Raw genomic sequence first — 17,859 nt, 5'->3', positions numbered from 1 at the left:
CTGTTTAGCAGCCACTCTGGTGCGTGCCGCCAGCGCGCTTTTCGCGCTTCCCCTGCTATTGTAAGGCAAGAGCATTCAGCTATCAAGCCCGCCTGGCGGTTCCTACCAGCGGGTTTTTAGCGGCCCCTATCTTGCTGCGTATGCAGCAGAGGTATGCTATAATCGGTCATGACCGGGTGTGAGCGCCACCTGGGAGTTCACTGGCGCCCGCCTGTGTTCGCAGCTAGCAAAGGAGCTATGGTGATGGACTTCTCGCTCAGCGACGAGCAGATGGAGATTCAGAGGACGGCGCGCGCATTTGCCGAAGAGGTCATTCAACCGCGCGCCGAAGAGATGGACCGAACCGGCGAGTTTCCGTATGATATTGTGCGCCAGATGGGCGAACTTGGCCTGCTGGGGCTGCCGTTCCCCGAAGAGTACGGCGGCGCTGGGGCTGATTTTCTCTCGTATTGCCTGGCGCTTGAAGAGATCGGGCGTGGCGACGCCTCGGTAGCCATTACGATGGAGGCGCATGTCTCGCTGGGCTGCATGCCGTTCGCTCTTTTTGGAACGGAAGAGCAAAAGCAGCGTTATCTGCCGCCGCTGGTCCAGGGCAAACAACTCTGGTCGTTCGGGTTGACCGAGCCAGGCGCGGGGTCCGACTCCGGCAGCACGCAGACGCGCGCGGAACTGCGCGACGGGCAGTGGCGTATCAATGGGTCCAAGATGTTCATTACGAACGCCGGTACGGATATGTCCGCAGGCGTGACGATTGCGGCAGCCACCGGACGACGGCCCGATGGCCGCCCGGAAGTGACCAATATCATCGTTCACCAGGGAACGCCAGGGTATCATATTGGCAAGCCGCTCAAAAAGATGGGCTGGCGCGCCTCAGACACCCGTCCACTCTCCTTTGAGGATTGCCAGGTACCGGCAGAGCAGACGCTGGGCCAGTGTGGCGAAGGTTTTCGTCAGTTTATGCAGATTCTGGACGGCGGGCGCGTGGCAATTGCGGCCATGAGTGTGGGTCTGGCGCAGGCGTGCCTGGATGAATCGCTGAAATATGCTCGTGAACGCCAGCAGTTCGGCAAGCCCATCAGCGCCTTCCAGGCGATCCAATTTAAGCTGGCCGATATGGCGATGGAGATCGAGCTTGCGCGGCTGATGTATTATAAGGCTGCGTGGCTGCATATGCAGGAACGACCTTATAGTAAAGAGGCGGCGATGGCAAAGCTCTTTGCCTCCGAAGCAGCCAAACGAGCCGCCGACCAGGCTGTGCAGATTCACGGCGGCTATGGCTTTATGGATGAATATCCTGTCTCGCGCTACTATCGCAATGTCAAAGCGCATGAGATTGGCGAAGGCACCAGCGAGGTGCAGCGAATGCTGATCGCCAAGCATCTTGCCGGATAACAGCCAAAGGTTGGACGCTTGGATGGGAGGAGATCGGAGGCAAGGGGGGACATCCTATGTCATTGAAGATGCTTGCTGGCCTGGTGGCTGGCGGGTTTGGCGCCGCGCTGTCTATTGGGCTGGTTCTCTCTTCTCTCAGCTTCCCCGTCCTTGCTGCCTACCTGGCACTGGCCTTGCTTTTTGGGCTGGGCCTTTTTTCTGGCGTGCTTGCGGCGCGCTGGCTCGATCTCGCTGACTATGGGCATCAACCCTCTGCTGGAGCCTTTGTCGGACTGGTAGCCGCTGGCGTGACCGAAGTGATCGATCTGATCTTACGTTTAGTGTTTGCTGCCATCAACAAGGCCAGCCCCACTACTGTACTTTCTAACTTTATTGTCTCGCGCCTGCCGGTGTCAACGCAGGTAGCGCATATCATTCTTTTGATCATTGTGAATCTGATTCTGTACCTCATCTACCTGTTGATCGTGGTCGCTATCAGCAGTTCGGTGACAAGCGTTGTCGGGAGAGCAAAGACTGCCCAGGCGCTGCAAACGATGCTAGACGCGCGGGAGCAGGCGCTCTTACCCGATGCCGACGATGCGCCAGAGATGGATCCGGCGCTGCTGCCATTCATGCGGCCAGAATATTCTCCGTTTGTCTCTGAAGCGCCCCCACCTCCTGTGTCGCCCTGGCAACAGCGCCGCCTTGAACGAGAAGGGCAGCCTTTTGATAAGGGCAGGCAGCTCAATCCTCGGAGAAGTCAGCCTGGTGGAACCAATCCGCCAGGCGCTCCAGCCAGGGGGATGACGCCTGGCTCTGCGCAGCCCAGGCCAATGTCTCGCCTGCGCCCACCACCTAATACACCGAGGCCCAGGCCGCGAGGTAAGGATTAAAATATGGACCCACTCTCAATAACGACAACAACGATTGCTTCCGTAGTGCTGAGTTCTTCATCGGGGCTGCGCGCTTATCTCCCGCTCTTTGCCCTGGGGATCGCGGTGATTGCTGGTGTGGTGCCGCTTGAACATGGCTATGAAATCCTCACGAATCCCCTGGTGTTGGGTGCGCTGGGTGTCCTTTCCGTTCTGGAGATTGTGGCCGATAAGGTTCCAGCGGTCGATCATGTGAGCGATATTATTCATACAGTGATTCGCCCGGTTATGGGCGGGTTAATCTTTGCCAACACGGATAACCTGGTCAGTGTCAACAACGGCGTAGTGGCGGCTATCATCGGGGCTGCCCTCGCTGGTGGTATGCATGGGGTGAAGGCGCTCTCGCGCCCGGTGGTGACGGCGACAACCGCAGGCGTGGGCAATCCTGTCGTCAGCATTATTGAAGATGTTGCCGTGATCGGCCTGGTGGTCCTGGCGGTCATCGTTCCAGTCGTGGCGCTGATTCTGTTGATCCTGCTGGTGGCGCTGTTCGCGCTGCTCATTCGCTGGGCGTGGCGCAAACTGCGCAGGCGGAAGCAGCAAAAACAGGCGGCAAGCGTCGCAGGAACGGGTACAGGGATAGGCTAGTGACGTGGAGAAGCCTGACACCAGCGAACGCTCGCTGGTGTCAGGCGGCTTTGATCTCTCCGGCAATGATGATCGGGCCGGTAGGGCCGGGGCTGCCTCCGGCGGGTTCGGGCGTGATGGCGGCCAGATCATATTGCCCAAGCTGGCGCGGCGCGTGCACGAGTATCTGCCCCTCGCCGCTGCGCTGCACATCAAAGACGGCGCTGCCCTCCGGCTTGCCTTCGCGCAAGAACCAGAGTTGATAATCGCGCTCTGGAGGCAGCGGCTCCAGGCCGCTCACGATCAGGACAGCCATTTGCTCTGCTGGCGAGCCAAGCAAACGCGCGCGCGCCTGGGGCGCTTCCGCTGTGCCGGGCAATTCCCAGACCGCAGGATGCGGCGAGCGCAGCAGCCGCAAAATATTCTGAAGCTGATGCTGCTCGTCGGGAGCCTCCGCGCCTGGGGTTTGCGTGCCTCTGCGGCCAGAGAAGAAATGGCGCAATGCCTCCATCATCCCCTGGCGCTCTGGCGTGATGTCGGGAAGCGCGGCAGCAGTGGTTGGGTCGAGCGTAGCGGCAGACGCTGGTGGACTACCGCCTCGCTCCTCTTGCGCGATGCGCGCCAGGATACGCTGTTTGAGCCTGGCTGGTGGTTGAACCTGCCTGGGGGCGAGCGCCAGGAACGCAACGACTGTTTGCGCCTGGCGGAGCAGCCGTTGACAATCGGAGCAGCCCTCCAGGTGCGCTTCTACCTGAGCAACCGCCTCATCTTCGAGTATACCCAGGGCATAGGCGTCGATCTGGTCCGCTACATGGGTATTCAATTGGTTCAGTCTCTCAGACATGGGTTATTCCGCCTCGATGCCCTGCGCCAACAAAAGCTGCTTGAGCCGCTGCATGCCGATACGAATGCGGCTCTTGATTGTGCCAAGTGGATCGCCCAGCATGTTAGCGATCTCCAAATGCGTGTAGCCTCCAAAGAACGCCAGTTCGATAGCGAGGCGCTGCGCCTCAGGAAGCTGCTTGAGCGCCCCTACAATGGCCTCGCGCTGGATGTTGAGCCAGGCAGCCTCTGCGGAGTCGGCTGATTCGTCTACGAGGTCATACGGGCGCTCGTCATCATCGGTTGGGAGGTCCGCTTTTTGTGGGCGGCTCTGCCAACGGCGCACTTCGTTCAACGAGAGGTTATGCGCGATGCCAAGAAGCCAGCCGGAGAAACGACCGCGTGTCGCGTCGTAGGTAGCCGCGTAGCGCCAGAGCCGCACAAAGACCTCCTGGGTCAGCTCTTCGGCGGTCTCTGGATCGCGCACGATGCGCAGCGCCAGAGAGTACACCGGCTGCCCATAGCGGTCATAGAGCTGCTCAAGCGCAACGGCGTCTCCTTCGGCCACCCGCTTTGCCAGGCTCTCATCTTCTATTTCCTGGTTGACTAAACGCTCGCTCCCCATGCCGCCTCAGTGAACCATCATAACCGGGAAGGCAACCATCTGGTGGTAGCTCCTCTCGTTTTCTACTACACGCGCCGTGGGTAAATGGATGGTTTCGGCATACTCTCTAGGCTTTCAGCCCAGGAGATTGTACACGCAAAATCCTCTGGATTCAAGTTGTTTTATCCTGAAGATGAGCAATGTCAGGCGCTGCGCGCGGGGGCTGGTTCGCTGGAAGTCATATATTGCTGGAACAGATGGCCCCAATGGGTGGTTGCCAGCCATCGCTCGAAGACGCGCCGATCTTTCAGCGGCCAGCGATAGTAGTCATGATACGTTTCCGACCCCAGGATAAAGATATTGACGAGTGGAGTGCGGAAGAAGAAGTTCTGAATGCTCTTGAGCGGGCTAAACCAGAGCAGATCGCCAGCGCGGCTTGCCAGGTTGTCGCCGACGGTAAAGCCCCATCGCTCGGCAGAGATGTCAGCCCCAACGACCTCGATCTCATTCATGTCGCCCACGCCCAGCCCGTTCTCGTGCGCCAGGCGAATGTATTTCAGGGCCATGGGGTCGAAGCCCATCATCCAGGCGGCCACAGCGTCAATGGCAGTTTGATCGGCGCTGGCAAGGATATAGTCTTTGATGACCGGGAACATGGTGCGCGGGCCGGGGCCATTACCTGCTGTCGTGCCATCCATGACGGCGAAGATGCCCTTGTGAATCTCTTGTTGGATTGCCAGCAGGTCCACCAGCGTCTCGTGAATCCAGCTATGGGTATAGTGACGCTTGGTGTTGAGCAGGCCACCAAAAGCGTTCTTCATCGCGCCCGTGGTGGTGGTATAGATGTGGCACTTCATGGTTGGCAGGTGGACGATGTTCTTGCCAAAGAAGTAATCGGGAATGGAGATGCCTTCCGAGAAAATCTGGTCCAGCACCAGCATCTTATGCTTTGGCTCGTACTTCACCCAGGCCATATCTTCCGGCTTGAAATTATAGAGAACCGGAATCTGGTACTTACGGAAGAGGGGTATGTAGTTATTGAGGTCTTCGCCCTTGAAGGCGTTAGTAACGACGGTTTTGTTCTGTACACAGGTCAAGTCCTGGTAGCCTCCGGAGCGCAGCGCCTGCACGACGCCTTCCATCTGCCAGGGCGTGGTGTTGGCGGCAGGAAAAGGGAAATGCCAGGAGATATTATCCTTCAGAATGGTGGTGCTGGCCGGATCGAGACCCTGCTTGAAGTCGGCAAGCTGCATCAGCCGCCCATAGTCTTCCAGAACGGTTTCAGGCTGTGTTTTTAAGACGGCTACTTTTGCGCGAGTGGGCATAGATTCCTCAAGCTCCTTAGATGAACGCGAAATTAGGGCGAAATACCAGTGAAATAGGTCTGCAAAAGCTGGGCCAACAAGGCAAGCGCGGCATATGCGTTAGCCTGGGCCTGGCCTGGTTCCTCAATTAGTTTGTCTCTTATACCAACGGTTAGTCTAGCACACCTGTCACGTTAGCGTACAAATAGGCCAATAGTGTTTCACGTGAAACATAGGACGCCAAAGCACGTTGATGCAAGCCGCGATGCGTCAGTCACCGCGCTCGTCTGGCGCTTGCTTCGGCGCGAAGCCTTTCTCCAGAAAAGCACTGACACGGCTGATATAGGCTTCGGGATGCGTGGGGAAGCATTGTACATGATGGCAATCGGGCAGTTGCCAGAGTTCTTTTGGCTCGCCCGCGCTGGCGTAGAGCAGTTCGCCATCAAACGGCTCATCTACGATCTGGTCAAGCAGGTCCGAGATGAGAAAGATAGGGCGTGGCGCAAGCGCGGCAATATCGCGCACCGGGCGAATGGCCTTGAGGTCAATGCGCGTGATGCGCTCGCCCCAGAAGATGGTCAGAGGGGCAAAGGGGAAGGCGGGCAGATGGGTAAAGCGTGTAAAGGCTTTGCCGATGTCGCTGGCAAAATCGGCGAGGGTGCTTTCGGCGATCAGGATGCGAAGCTGCGGGAGGCTCGTCGCGGCGCGAATGGCGGTGATGCCTCCCAACGAATTGCCGAGAATGCCCAATTGCTGCGGGTCTACATCGGGCCGCGCCTCAAGATAGGCGACGGCGGCAGCCACATCTTTGGTCTCATTGTAGCCGTAGGTGCTGTGCCTGCCACCGCTCTTGCCGTGAGCGCGCGCGTCATAGAGCAGAAAACCGTAGCCTTGCCTGGTCAGGATGACGGTGGGTTCGAGCAGTTGTTCGCGGTTATCAAGGATGCCGTGACAACCAATGATGGTCCGTCCGTTGCGCGCCGGAATAAACCAGCCAGAGAGGGTAACGCCATCTTCTGTCTGGAAAGTAACGTCCTCAAAAGCCACACCGAGATCGGCAGGCGTGCGACTGAGCGGCTTGCGCAGGGGGTGGGTGAGTTTCCATGCCTGACGCCAGGTGAACAAGAGAAACAACAAGGCCAGCAGGACGAGCAAACCTGCCAGGCTCAGCAGAATAGCGATAAGCAGCGGCATGGGCAGACTCCTTGGCGATGATCCAGCATTGAGAGATGCTACAGTGCGCCAGGCGGTACTGTCAAGAGAAGAGGAGCAAGAGAGCAGCTATGCGGGAAGATGATAGGGAGATAATGGTTGGAACGCTTCGTGCGTTTCTGTTGAGCGCCATGCTTTCCGCGCTTCTCTTAATAAAGCATCCAGACGAGCATGCGCTGCGTTGGCAAACTTTTCCATTTGTGCGACAATAGGGATGTTGCCAGAGAGGCGGGGATGGTCTGGCCTCACAGTGGCTTCTGCCGCTGTGAGCCTTGCCATAGCACGATGCTGGGGATGAGGGTATCCTCATATGAGGGGAATGTGTAGCACAGGGATGATGGAGAGCGGGAGGGGTTTTTAAGGCAATGACGGCGCAATTCCGTCGCAGGTGTAACTGATGGAGTCTTTCATTCGTTTCTTCAACTTGAGCGATGCTGACGGACCTGGTGAAGGATCGAAAGCTCAGATAGTATCTAGCCCTGGAGGGCGCTCGCCTGAAACGGGCAGAGCATTGGCTGCCCGCGCAGCCAACGGCGATGCCGCTGGAGACGCAGAGATGGCGCAGCCAGAGCTGCTGGAGACGGTGGCGGAAACAACTGAACTGAGTGGTACTGGGGAATCAGATGAGTGCAGAGCGGGCAGGCCGCGCACAGGGATAGGCGTGGCTGAAACCGGCTCTGTGAGTATGGGAGGCGCTGAGGACGACGCTGAAGATGAGGACGAGGAGGAAGAAACCACTGAGGAGGATGAGGCTCCAGGCGCGCCCGGTGATGATCTGATCGATCTCTCCGATTTTGAAATGCTGTTCCAGCGTTATCAAACACCGATTATTAACTTTGTCTTTCGGCTCGTTGGCAATCGTGAGCAAGCATACGATCTATCGCAGGATGTCTTTGTCAAAGCATATAAAGCATTGGCTGGGGGAACGAAGATTCACGCTGGCGCCCTTTCGTCCTGGCTTTATCGCATTGCGGCCAATACAGCGACGGATTCGCTGCGGCGCAAGCGTTTGATTGCCTGGCTGCCGCTTTCGCTCTTCAACGAAGACCGGGGAGTGGGGGCCGGTGTCGGGACGCTCTCCGGGGAACCTGGCGGGGGGGGCGCTGAGGAAGGCTTCTCCAGCGCGGCAAGTCTCTATGATGGCGCGGGTTATAATGGTGGGCGCTTTGAGCAGCGCGTAGCTGATCGTGAAATTGTAGATAACGTGTTGGGCAAGTTACCTGTGAAATACGCAACCTGCTTGCTGTTATATGAACATGAAGGCTTCTCGTGTAACGAGATTGCCGATGTTCTCAAAATTAGCCCGTCGGCGGTTAAGATGCGGTTGATGCGAGCGCGCGAGCGGTTTATTGCGCTCTATCAACAGGAGGTGGATGGTCTATGACGTGCAAGCAGGCGCGACAGCTTCTAGCTGCTTATCGGCGAGATGACCTCTCGCCCGGCGAAAACGCTGCACTGCAAGCGCATCTAAGGGAATGCGCGGAATGCCGTGTAAGCGTTGCGGAGTTTCGCGCTATTGGTGAAACCTTGCGTTCGCTGCCCAAACTGGCCCCCCCTCCTGATTTTTACGCCCGTGTGATGGCTGCTGTCCAGGCGGAAGAACAGCAGACCGCCGAGCGCGCCCAGGCTGCCCCTCGAAAGAAGCCAGCGAAGGTTGTTGTTCCTGGCATGACCGATGTCTTCTATCTTCCGGCGCTGCGCCGGGCTGTCATGGAACGGCGGGCGCGTGTGGCGCCCATGCGCCGCCAGATGGGTCCAACTGGCGCGTTTGCCCTGCGCTACGGCGCGGCGCTGACCGCCCTGTTCCTGGTCTTGGCTTTTGGGCTGAGCATAGGACTCTTCCAACTGCTGCGCAGCCCAGGCAGTATAGGGACTACTAGTACTACTTGTATTATCCATTGCTCTGATTCTCTTCCCTCTTTCTATTCCCCCGATCCAGCCTATCCGCTGGTGGCGGACGCGACAGCCAGCGCCGATGGGCGGTATATCATTTACGCGGCGTATAATGCCAGCGGCAAATGGATGCTTGAGGAACTCAACCGCCAGACCGAAAGAAGTACGGCCTTGCTGTCCGCGCCGGTTGCCGGGCCGCTGACACTGGAAGGCTGGGCGCGAAGCTGGGTGCTTTGGGCGCAGGGCGATCAAAGCGCGGGCAATCATTGGGAACTGGACGCTACCCAGCTATCGCCAGCTCTGCCAGGGGCCGCTCAGACGCTGCGCCTGCTGCAAGGGAATGACGCAGACGCCAGGCCGGATGGCGCGGTCACAACGCTTCATGGTGTGTATGCTCTTGGCGCGACGGTGCTGCTGGCTGAGGAACTGGCGAATGGACAAGGGCAGCTCGTCTCACTTGACCTCACCCTGGAGGGTACAGAGTCGCGGTCGGTGATTGCGACAGCATCACAGCTTGGACACCTGATCGCTGACCCGACGGCGGTGGCCGATCCGGCGACAGGTAAAATCACGGGGTATTGGGATGAGCAGTGGCACGACCCTGATGGCACGCTGCGTGGCAATATCTGGCGATTGGCTCCGGGCGGTGTGCAGGAAGAGGTGACGACCAATGGCGCCTCCTTCTCGCCCAAGATCGTCGCGGGGAAACTGATCTGGCTGGAGGCGGCTCCCTTGCCGGACGCTGGCACGCCAGCCGATCAACCAACCCCATCACCCACGGCTCAAGCCACAAGCACAGCGACGGCGGGCAATGGGAATGCGAACAACAGCCAGCCGACAGGCGTCATCTGGAGCGAAAACCTGGATGGCCGCCTTGATCTCGATCCTACCTCTAAGACGGCCATCTCAAAAACTAATTCTACGGTCTCCGATCTCCAGACAGGCGCAACCTTTGTAGTCTGGAAAATTAGCAAAGACGATTATTACCTGTATGATGTATCGGGTAATACCCCTGGTGGCAGCCATTCGCTGAATTCTTGGATTACTAACCCGCTGGCCGTGTCTGTTTCGCCAACGGCGGTTCTCTGGATAACAAACGATTCGCCGAGCAACAGTCAGTCCACCGTTGTAAAGACCGCTATGAACCTGCTGGATGAAACCCCCAAATAGCCTGATCTGATCAGGTAGATTGCCGCCTGGGGCTGTTCGTGCTGCTTCCTTAGCCGTCGGCATGCTTCTCTCGCTGACGCCAGGCTTCGTAAAGGACAATGGAACCAGCGACGGCGGCATTGAGCGAGTTGACCTTGCCGCGCATTGGCAGCCTCACCAGAAAATCACAGTGTTCGCGCAGCAGCCGCCCAATGCCTTTGCCTTCGTTGCCAACGACGAGCGCGAGTGGTCTGTCCAGATCAACGTGGTCGTAATCCTGGGCGGCTTCTCCGGCCAACCCCACGACCCAGACGCCGCCTTTTTTCAGGGCGTCCACGGTGCGAGTGAGATTGGTGACTTGCGCCACCAGTAGATGCTCAACTGCCCCGGCAGAACTTTTATCCACAGCAGGCGTCAAACCGGCGGCGCGATGTTCGGGAATAATCACGCCATGCGCGCCGACGGCTTCGGCGGTGCGCAGCAGCGACCCCAGGTTCTGAATGTCCTGAATGGCGTCGAGGATGAGCAGCAGGGGCGGCTCACCACGCTGCTCAGCCAATGCCAGTATCTCTTCAATCGTGGCATACTCGCGCGGGGCAGCCAAAGCGACGCAGCCCTGATGAACTGCGCCGCGTGTCAGTTCGTCTAAGCGGCGGCGCGGCGCGTATTCAATCGAGACGCGCCGCCGCTCGGCCTCGCGCAGAATATCCGTGAGACCGGCGTCGCGCCCGCCTTCGGCCAGCAGGAGCCGATAGACGCGCCGCCTTGAGCGCAGTGTTTCCAGCACTGGATTGCGCCCCCAGATATACTCTGCCATTGCTGTTCTGTCCAGTTGTCTATGACTTGAACTCCCAGGTGGTTTCCTGGGCATGATCTTTCAAGACGATGTTGAGGCGCTCCTCCAGGTCTTTGCGGATGTGGTCGGCTTCGGCCCATTGTTTGGAGCGGCGCGCCTCGCTGCGGCTGGCGATGAGCGCCTCGATCTCGGCCAGCAGCGCCGGGGCGATCTGTTCTCCACTTTCGGCTTCAATCTGGATACCCAACACGTCAGTCAGCAGTTCATCCAGCAGAGCTACTGCTGCGCGCAAAGTTGCCAGCGCCTCCGGCGTCAGTTCGCCGCCACCGAGGGAGGCGGCATACTCGTTGACTCGGCGCAGCAGGTTATCAATGGCCGCCAGCCCGCCGGAGGTGTTGAAATCGTCGTCCATCGCCGCGATGAACGCTTCGCGTGCCTCGTCCAATGGGACGGCTGCGCTGGTTGTTGCCTGGGCAGCATTCGTTCTCCCCTGGGCAGTTTGCGCTTCCTCGGCGCGGCGGATGAGCCGCAGCAGGTTCGCGCGCGTCTCCACGTAGCGCTGCCAGCGTGGCTGTGCTGCGGCCAGCGCCTCTTCGCTGTAGGCGATGGGGGCGCGGTAATGATGGCTGACTAGATAGAGGCGAATGACCGGCGCGGGATACCTCTTGAGCATCTCCTCGAGCGGGATGAATACCCCGGAGTGGGCCATCTTGCCTTCGCCCAGGTTCAGCATGCCGATATGCGCCCAATATTTAGAAAAGGGGGCTGTGCCGGTTGCCGCTTCGCTCTGGGCGATTTCGTTCTCGTGGTGTGGGAAGATCAGGTCGCTGCCGCCGCCGTGAATATCGATCTTCTCGCCCAATGTATCCAACGCCATTGTCGAGCATTCGATGTGCCAGCCGGGGCGGCCAGGCCCCCACTGGCTCTCCCAGAAGGGTTCGCCTGGTTTGGCGGCTTTCCAGAGGGCAAAATCGCGTGGATCGCGCTTCTTAGGGTCTGGCTCCACGCGCGCCCCGGCAATGAGTAGTTCTTCTTCGGGCTGGTGCGAAAGCCGTCCATAGCGAGGAAAGGTGTTGACGGCGTAGAAGACATCGCCGCCCGCCTGATAGGCATGACCCAGATCAATAAGACGCTGCACCATAGCGATGATCTTGGGTATGTATTCGGTAACATAGGTATACTGGTCGGCGCGGCGCACATTCATCGCGTCAATGGTCTCGAAATAGCCATCAATATAGCGTCTGGCCGCCTCAGCCGCAGGGATGCCCTCGCGGATGCCTGCGGCGATGATCTTGTCATCCACGTCGGTGAAGTTCTGGACGTAGTGAACGGGATAGCCGCGATACTCCAGATAGCGTCGGATGACATCGTTGAGGACAAAGTTGCGCGCGTGGCCGATATGCGGGTCGTTCTTGGGCGTCAGGCCGCAGACGTACATTTTGACGGGCAGACCGTAGGGTTCAAAGACTTCTTCGCGTCCCGATTCTGTGTTATGAATGAGCATAAGACTCCTGCTAACTCCTTCTGCAATGCGTGGCCCAGGGCATACCCCTGCGCTTGAGAGCGCGTTGTGAACGAATGGAGGAAGGGACGGGCCGCGAAGTGGAGCCTTCAGAGGAAGCAGTATCAGCAGAAGATGAGGTCTCTCGATGGCCTGCTGCCTGACATGTCAAGCCCCAACTTCGAGGCCCTTACGACAGGCGCAGCGCAGCCTTTCTTGTCTGAAAACCTTCATAAACGTCATCCTCATGCTGATCAGGTGTCTCATCTTCGATGAGGTATCTGGAGTATGGTTGATAGCATGTCCTCTCAATAGTATATCACGTCGCTTCAAGGGAACGGCTGACATAATGATAGGCGCGTACATCAGAGCTGCGGGCATATCGTCTAGCCATAAAACGCGAGAGGCCATGCCCTTTTCCGTTTTGGCCGACGCATGGTAGAATGCCCTTGCAGCGACGTTCTCACCCTGGAAAGAGGGTCTGCGCTATGGCACTGGAACACTACTATCGAGAATACGAGGGAGATTTGATGACGGCAGCCGAGTATTGCCATCTCCCAGAAGTGGAACGGGGCAGCACCGAACTCACCAATGGAAGGTTGGTGTTCCTTTTGGGCGTGCATTATAGCAAGCACGATGTCATTGCGCTAAACATAGCGATGGCGTTGCGTACCTCGGTGGACTCCCGCGACCTGGGGCGGGTCACGATGCAGCAATACGAATATGATCTCAGCCAGCCTGGAGACGAGGGTGAGACGGTGTGGCATCCAGATGTGGCGTTTGTTCGCGCTCAACTGCTCCCCATCATTGACGCCGCCGACGAAAAGGAGATCGCGCCCAGGTTGGCCCCCGATTTTGTCGTGGAGATCGCCAGCAAGAGCCAGTTTCGTTCCAAGATGCGCACGCACATCAAACGCTATCTTGCCGCTGGCTCACGGTTGGGGTGGATTGTGTGGCCCAAACGTCGGGAGGTAGAGGTCTGGCGGCCAGGGGACCAGGACGGACCTGGCCTCATTATGCGCGTTGGAGAGACGCTTGAAGGGTACGATGCGGTTCCTGGTTTTACGATGACGGTTGCCGACGTGTTTGCACGAGCATGAAGCCTGCTGGCTGGTATCTGGGACTCCTGTTTTGCGCGCATTGTTTCCACGTCCTGTATGGCCTGCTGCTTGTTTGCGGGTACACGGACTAGCTGCGCTCGATGAGGACGACGGCGCAGCAGCCGATGCCTTCTTCGCGCCCGGTAAAGCCGAGGCCATCGGTGGTGGTGGCTTTGACGCTGATCTGCTCCAGGTCAATTTCTAACTGACGCGCCAGTTCGGCGCGCATAGTTGGAATATGTGGGGCCAGCTTCGGGCGCTCGGCCACGATTACGGCGTCGAGATTGCTCACGCGCCAGCCTCGCGCCGCCAGCAGATCGCGGGTGTAGCTCAGGAAGGCGCGGCTGGGCGCATCTTTCCAACGTAGGTCGTTGGAGGGGAAGTGGCTGCCGATGTCGCCCAGCGCCGCCGCGCCCAGGAGGGCATCAACGATGGCGTGAATCAACACGTCGGCGTCAGAATGGCCCGCCAGCCCGCGCGCGTGGGGGATTGCTACGCCGCCAATCACCAACGGGCGTCCTTCAGTGAAGCCGTGAACGTCGTAGCCGATACCAATTCTTATAGCCATAGCGCGTGCCTTTATTGATAGTAAGCCAACTCTTGCTGAATAGCGAACCGACTTGCCGCCAGGAACGGCGGCGCTACCAGCAGTATTCAGCCGGATAGCGCAGAACTCTTTGCCAGACGGTTGAGCATGGCCTCGGCGATCAGCAGGTCGTCGGGAGTGGTGATTTTGATATTTTCATACGCGCCCATGAAGAGGGCGACGGGGTGGCCCGCGCGCTCGACCAGCGCGGCGTCGTCGGTGGCGTCCCAGGCCGGTTCGATAGTGTGATGGGCAGCGAGGATGAGGTCATAGGCGAAGACCTGGGGCGTCTGAATGGACCAGAGCGCGGCGCGGTCCAGCGTTTCCAGCACCAGCCCATCCGGCCCGACGCGCTTGATGGTGTCCTTGACGGGAACGGCAGCGGTAGCTGCACCGTGTCGTCGAGCGGCAGCCAGCCCTTGCTCGATCAGCGTCGTGGTGATGAATGGCCGCGCCCCATCGTGAATCAGCACATAGTCGGGAGCAGGCGCAAGCGCCTCCAGTCCGGCCAGCGCAGAGTCGCGCCGCCGGGCGCCGCCGGGCGTGAAGCAGCACATTGCTCCCCAGCCCTCTTGCTCGCGCCGCCGTTTGCCCTCGATCAGCGCCTCTTTTGCCAGTACGACGACCAGATCATCAATCAGCCCGGATTGCTCGAAGACAGCGATGCTGTGGGCCAGGAGCGGCTTCCCGCCCAGGCTAGCCCAGGTTTTGTTGATGCCTTGCATGCGCTGGCTGCTGCCTGCCGCGACAATGACGGCGGCCACCCGTTTGCGCCTTTGGCGGTGGGCGCTCGCGCGCCCGCGCTCGCTGCTCATTCCGCGTCACTTTCTGCCTGGCTACTTCTTCGATGGGCTGCCTTTGGGGTGGGCGAAAATCATCCGGCCAGCCACCGTTTGCAGCACGCGCGTCACGGTGACTTCGACGGTGCTGTTCATGTGCTGGCGGCCACCCTCTACGACGATCATCGTGCCATCATCAAGATAGCCAACGCCCTGACCAAGCTCTTTGCCGTCCTGAATGATCTTGACCAGCATCTCTTCGCCAGGCAGCAGAACGGGCTTGACGGCGTTTGCCAGTTCATTGATATTGAGGACTTTGACGCCCTGAAGCTCGGCCACGCGGTTGAGGTTAAAGTCGTTGGTGATGATGGGGCAGTGCAGGTTGCGGGCCATTTTGACCAGCTTGGCGTCTACCTCGACGATCCCATCAATGTCGTTATCGGAGATCTCAACGGGGATGTTGGTTTCTTTTTGCAGCCGGTTGAGGATGTCCAGCCCGCGCCGACCCCGGTTGCGGCGCAGGGTATCAGCCGAGTCGGCGATATGTTGCAGTTCCTCCAGCACAAAGCGCGGCACCAGGAGCGTGCCATTGACGAAGCCCGTCTGGCTGATGTCGGCGATGCGTCCGTCAATGATGGCGCTGGTGTCGAGCAAAATCTTATCGGAGACTTTGCCGTTCTTTTTGGCCCGACTTTCGTTGTCTCGGCGGCGGTCCCGGCCTTCGACTTCTTCCAGAGAGCCGCTTTCGCGGTCTCGATTCTCCCGGTCGCCTTTCTCGCGGTCCCGCTCTTCGCGCTCTTGTGCGCGGCGCTGGCGCACTGTCCAGATGCCGCTGAAAAGATGGGCGAGTTCCTGCTTTTGTAAGACGGCAGTTGCCACGCCTAGATAGCCAAAGAGCAGCGCGCCCAGGAAGGGAAGCACTTTCCCAAGACTCAGAAAGGTGAGTTCTGATAATGGCAGCGTAAGCAATGCCGCAATAATCAACCCGACAATCAGGCCGATGGTTGCCGCAACAATATCACCTGCCGAGGCGCGGCGAATGGTATCACGCACCCAGCGATAGGGGTAGATGGTGATATAAGGGGTAATGATAAACGCTATCACCCCACAGGCCGCCGCGATGCCTGCTACAATAGGCCACCACCAGCCCCACTGGTTTTGCTCCCACATAATGCCCAGGCTCAGACCTGCGGCGACGATTGCCCCGCTGATGCGGGAAATAAGTGCTGCTGACATGCTTTGCAACCTCCAAAGCTGTGCATCTCCACGAAGCCAGGTTATGGCTTAGGGATGGTTCCCTCCTCAAGTTCCCCCACCATAGGGCTACCTGTGCTGCGAGAGAGCCGACACCACCTCTCCTGAACCTTTGAGTGGCCCAGCTTTCTTTTCCAGGTGGTATCTGCTGTGCTGCGCTATCAGAGGGGGCAAGCAATAAACAATGGATAAGTGCAGTCAACATCACCTGCCAGTTCATCCAGCTCTGATGAGTTGATGAGCGCCTACGCCCCTCTGGATCTCCTTGTTTGTCCAAATAGATGCTACCGAAAAAGTTGATTGCATCTCTGGGGTACACGATGTTGAACTCCAGTAATGCTTATCTGCTACTCTTTACTACACAGTGGTCTTCTTTTCATGATACGCTGGTTAGTCAAGCGCGGCTTCCAATGCCTGGGCCAATGTCGCCACTCGCACCAGTTCGATGCCCTGGCGGCCTTCTGCTGGCGAGCCTGGGCTGGTTTTCGCTTTCGCGTGGGGCTGCGCTCCCCGTTCGCGGGGGCCATCCCCGTCGTGATCGAGCGCCTGCCCAGATGTTGATGGGGTCCAGTTATCCAATATATCAAGAGGCGTGCCAGACTTCGGCACAATGCAACGACGAAATCCTAGTTTTGCCGCTTCGCGCACCCGCAGCGCCACCCGACTGACTGAGCGTACCTCGCCGGAGAGGCCAACCTCGCCGATGAGCGCGACATCAGGAGGAACCTGCCGCTCTTTGAAGCTGGAGGCCACTGCCGCTGCCACTCCTAGATCAACGCCCGGCTCGTCCAGACTAAAGCCGCCAACAACATTGACATAGACATCATGATTATACAACAAGAGGCCAACTCGCTTGGTTAGAACGGCCAGCAGCATCAACAAGCGATTATGGTCAACGCCGGTAGTGGTGATGCGCGGCGTGCCAAACGCTGTCGTGGAGGTCAACGCCTGCACCTCCACCAGCAGCGGGCGCGTGCCTTCCATGCTGACGACGACGGATGTTCCGGTGGAGCGCGGTCCACGCTCGTTCAGGAAGACCGCCGAAGGGTTGGGGATTTCAACCATCCCTTCTCCCTGCATCTCAAATACGCCTACCTCATGGGTAGCGCCAAAACGATTTTTCGCGCCGCGCAAGAGGCGATAGGTATGGAAGCGTTCACCTTCGAGATAGAGGACGGCATCAACGATGTGCTCCAGGGCGCGTGGTCCGGCCACCGAGCCTTCTTTGGTGACGTGGCCGATGATGAAGATGGGGATGTGCAGGCTTTTGGCGATGCGGTGCAGCCGGTTGGCCCCATCGCGGACCTGGCTGATGCTGCCGGGGGCCGAGGTCAGTTGCTCAGAGGCAATCGTCTGAATTGAATCAACAATGACCAGCGCGGGCTTGAGGCCGTTGATGGCTTCCGCGATGGTATCGAGGTCGCTTTCAGGATACAGGCTCAGGCGGCTGCTGGAGATACCCAGGCGCTCGGCGCGTATCTTCACCTGTTCCGCGGATTCTTCGGCAGTGACATACAACACGACACCGGTGGTTTCGGCAATATTGCCCGCGACTTGCAGCAGCAGCGTTGATTTACCGATGCCCGGCTCGCCGCCGATCAACACCACTGAACCCGGCACCAGACCGCCTCCCAGCACACGATTCATCTCGCCAATGCCGGTGCTGAGTCGTGTATGGGCGATGGCGCGAACCTCCGGCAAGGGGATAGGCTGGTTGTAGATGCCGCTGAGGCCGCCTGACGCGCGCTGGCTTCCTCCGCTAGCGCGCGCAGCCGATGCTGCTTGCTCAACTGTTTCAACCATGCTGTTCCAGGCGCTGCAATCTGGACAGCGGCCCAGATATTTCGCGCTTTCATAGCCGCATTGCTGGCAGGTATATTTCGTATAGGTTTTAGGCATAGTGATCCTGAAAGGGCAGAAAGAGCCTGGACCCGTTCTTAAAATGGCGCACATGCTCCCCTGCTGGGGGCTGCGCTGCGGCGCGTAGCT

16 protein-coding genes are annotated in these 17,859 nt (G+C 58.8%); 6 read left to right on the top strand and 10 right to left on the bottom strand.

Features of this window, described 5'->3' with window-relative positions:
* Positions 1–243: 243 nt before the first annotated feature.
* Genes VH599_13560 through VH599_13550 form a run of 3 tightly spaced genes read left to right on the top strand, consistent with a single transcriptional unit; the run spans position 244 to position 2,891 of the window.
* Positions 244–1,392, top strand: a complete 1,149-nt coding sequence (locus VH599_13560; GenBank protein HEY7349335.1) for an acyl-CoA dehydrogenase family protein — start codon at positions 244–246, stop codon at positions 1,390–1,392.
* 56 nt (positions 1,393–1,448) lie between these two features.
* Positions 1,449–2,264, top strand: a complete 816-nt coding sequence (locus VH599_13555; GenBank protein ID HEY7349334.1) for a hypothetical protein — start codon at positions 1,449–1,451, stop codon at positions 2,262–2,264.
* 3 nt (positions 2,265–2,267) lie between these two features.
* Complete coding sequence (locus tag VH599_13550) at positions 2,268–2,891, top strand: DUF4126 domain-containing protein (protein HEY7349333.1); 624 nt, start codon at positions 2,268–2,270, stop codon at positions 2,889–2,891.
* 40 nt (positions 2,892–2,931) lie between these two features.
* Here VH599_13550 and VH599_13545 read toward each other — a convergent pair whose 3' ends face one another.
* The 4 genes from VH599_13545 to VH599_13530 form a co-directional block, all read right to left on the bottom strand.
* Positions 2,932–3,714 carry an anti-sigma factor gene (locus tag VH599_13545; GenBank protein HEY7349332.1) on the bottom strand — a complete coding sequence of 261 codons (783 nt, stop codon included), beginning with the start codon at positions 3,712–3,714 and terminating at the stop codon, positions 2,932–2,934.
* A gap of 3 nt (positions 3,715–3,717) precedes the next feature.
* A complete protein-coding gene (locus tag VH599_13540; GenBank protein ID HEY7349331.1) occupies positions 3,718–4,317 on the bottom strand; it encodes a sigma-70 family RNA polymerase sigma factor in 600 nt (199 codons plus the stop codon).
* Between the two features lie 182 nt (positions 4,318–4,499).
* Positions 4,500–5,621 carry a DUF362 domain-containing protein gene (locus VH599_13535; GenBank protein ID HEY7349330.1) on the bottom strand — a complete coding sequence of 374 codons (1,122 nt, stop codon included), beginning with the start codon at positions 5,619–5,621 and terminating at the stop codon, positions 4,500–4,502.
* Positions 5,622–5,870: 249 nt separating this feature from the next.
* A complete protein-coding gene (locus tag VH599_13530; GenBank protein HEY7349329.1) occupies positions 5,871–6,794 on the bottom strand; it encodes an alpha/beta hydrolase in 924 nt (307 codons plus the stop codon).
* A gap of 415 nt (positions 6,795–7,209) precedes the next feature.
* Here VH599_13530 and VH599_13525 point away from each other — a divergent pair, with 415 nt between their 5' ends.
* Complete coding sequence (locus tag VH599_13525) at positions 7,210–8,196, top strand: sigma-70 family RNA polymerase sigma factor (protein ID HEY7349328.1); 987 nt, start codon at positions 7,210–7,212, stop codon at positions 8,194–8,196.
* On the top strand, positions 8,193–9,875 hold the full coding sequence (locus VH599_13520; protein ID HEY7349327.1) for a zf-HC2 domain-containing protein: 1,683 nt from the start codon (positions 8,193–8,195) through the stop codon (positions 9,873–9,875). The genes VH599_13525 and VH599_13520 overlap by 4 nt, the downstream gene beginning before the upstream one ends.
* A 49-nt stretch (positions 9,876–9,924) precedes the next feature.
* Here VH599_13520 and rlmB read toward each other — a convergent pair whose 3' ends face one another.
* Positions 9,925–10,671, bottom strand: coding sequence for a 23S rRNA (guanosine(2251)-2'-O)-methyltransferase RlmB (gene rlmB / locus VH599_13515; GenBank protein ID HEY7349326.1), 747 nt, complete (start codon positions 10,669–10,671; stop codon positions 9,925–9,927).
* A gap of 19 nt (positions 10,672–10,690) precedes the next feature.
* Complete coding sequence (gene cysS, locus VH599_13510) at positions 10,691–12,154, bottom strand: cysteine--tRNA ligase (protein ID HEY7349325.1); 1,464 nt, start codon at positions 12,152–12,154, stop codon at positions 10,691–10,693.
* A gap of 485 nt (positions 12,155–12,639) precedes the next feature.
* Between cysS and VH599_13505 the strand changes: the two genes are divergently transcribed.
* Positions 12,640–13,251: a Uma2 family endonuclease gene (locus VH599_13505; GenBank protein HEY7349324.1), complete on the top strand. Its 612-nt coding sequence runs from the start codon at positions 12,640–12,642 to the stop codon at positions 13,249–13,251.
* 88 nt (positions 13,252–13,339) lie between these two features.
* On the opposite strand, the gene ispF is transcribed toward VH599_13505, so the two are convergent.
* The 4 genes from ispF to radA all read right to left on the bottom strand — a co-directional run bounded on the left by ispF (position 13,340) and on the right by radA (position 17,769).
* On the bottom strand, positions 13,340–13,819 hold the full coding sequence (ispF, locus tag VH599_13500; protein HEY7349323.1) for a 2-C-methyl-D-erythritol 2,4-cyclodiphosphate synthase: 480 nt from the start codon (positions 13,817–13,819) through the stop codon (positions 13,340–13,342).
* Between the two features lie 86 nt (positions 13,820–13,905).
* Positions 13,906–14,652 carry a 2-C-methyl-D-erythritol 4-phosphate cytidylyltransferase gene (gene ispD / locus VH599_13495; protein ID HEY7349322.1) on the bottom strand — a complete coding sequence of 249 codons (747 nt, stop codon included), beginning with the start codon at positions 14,650–14,652 and terminating at the stop codon, positions 13,906–13,908.
* A 21-nt stretch (positions 14,653–14,673) separates the two neighbouring features.
* Entirely contained in the window at positions 14,674–15,852 is a 1,179-nt protein-coding gene (locus VH599_13490; protein ID HEY7349321.1) for a PIN domain-containing protein, read from the bottom strand.
* A gap of 408 nt (positions 15,853–16,260) precedes the next feature.
* Positions 16,261–17,769 carry a DNA repair protein RadA gene (gene radA, locus VH599_13485; GenBank protein HEY7349320.1) on the bottom strand — a complete coding sequence of 503 codons (1,509 nt, stop codon included), beginning with the start codon at positions 17,767–17,769 and terminating at the stop codon, positions 16,261–16,263.
* Positions 17,770–17,859: the final 90 nt, after the last annotated feature.

The sequence above is a fragment of the Ktedonobacterales bacterium genome (assembly GCA_036557285.1).
Classification (GTDB): domain Bacteria; phylum Chloroflexota; class Ktedonobacteria; order Ktedonobacterales; family DATBGS01; genus DATBHW01.
Note: the sequence above shows the minus strand (reverse complement) of the source record. Positions and strands in the feature narration are given on the sequence as shown.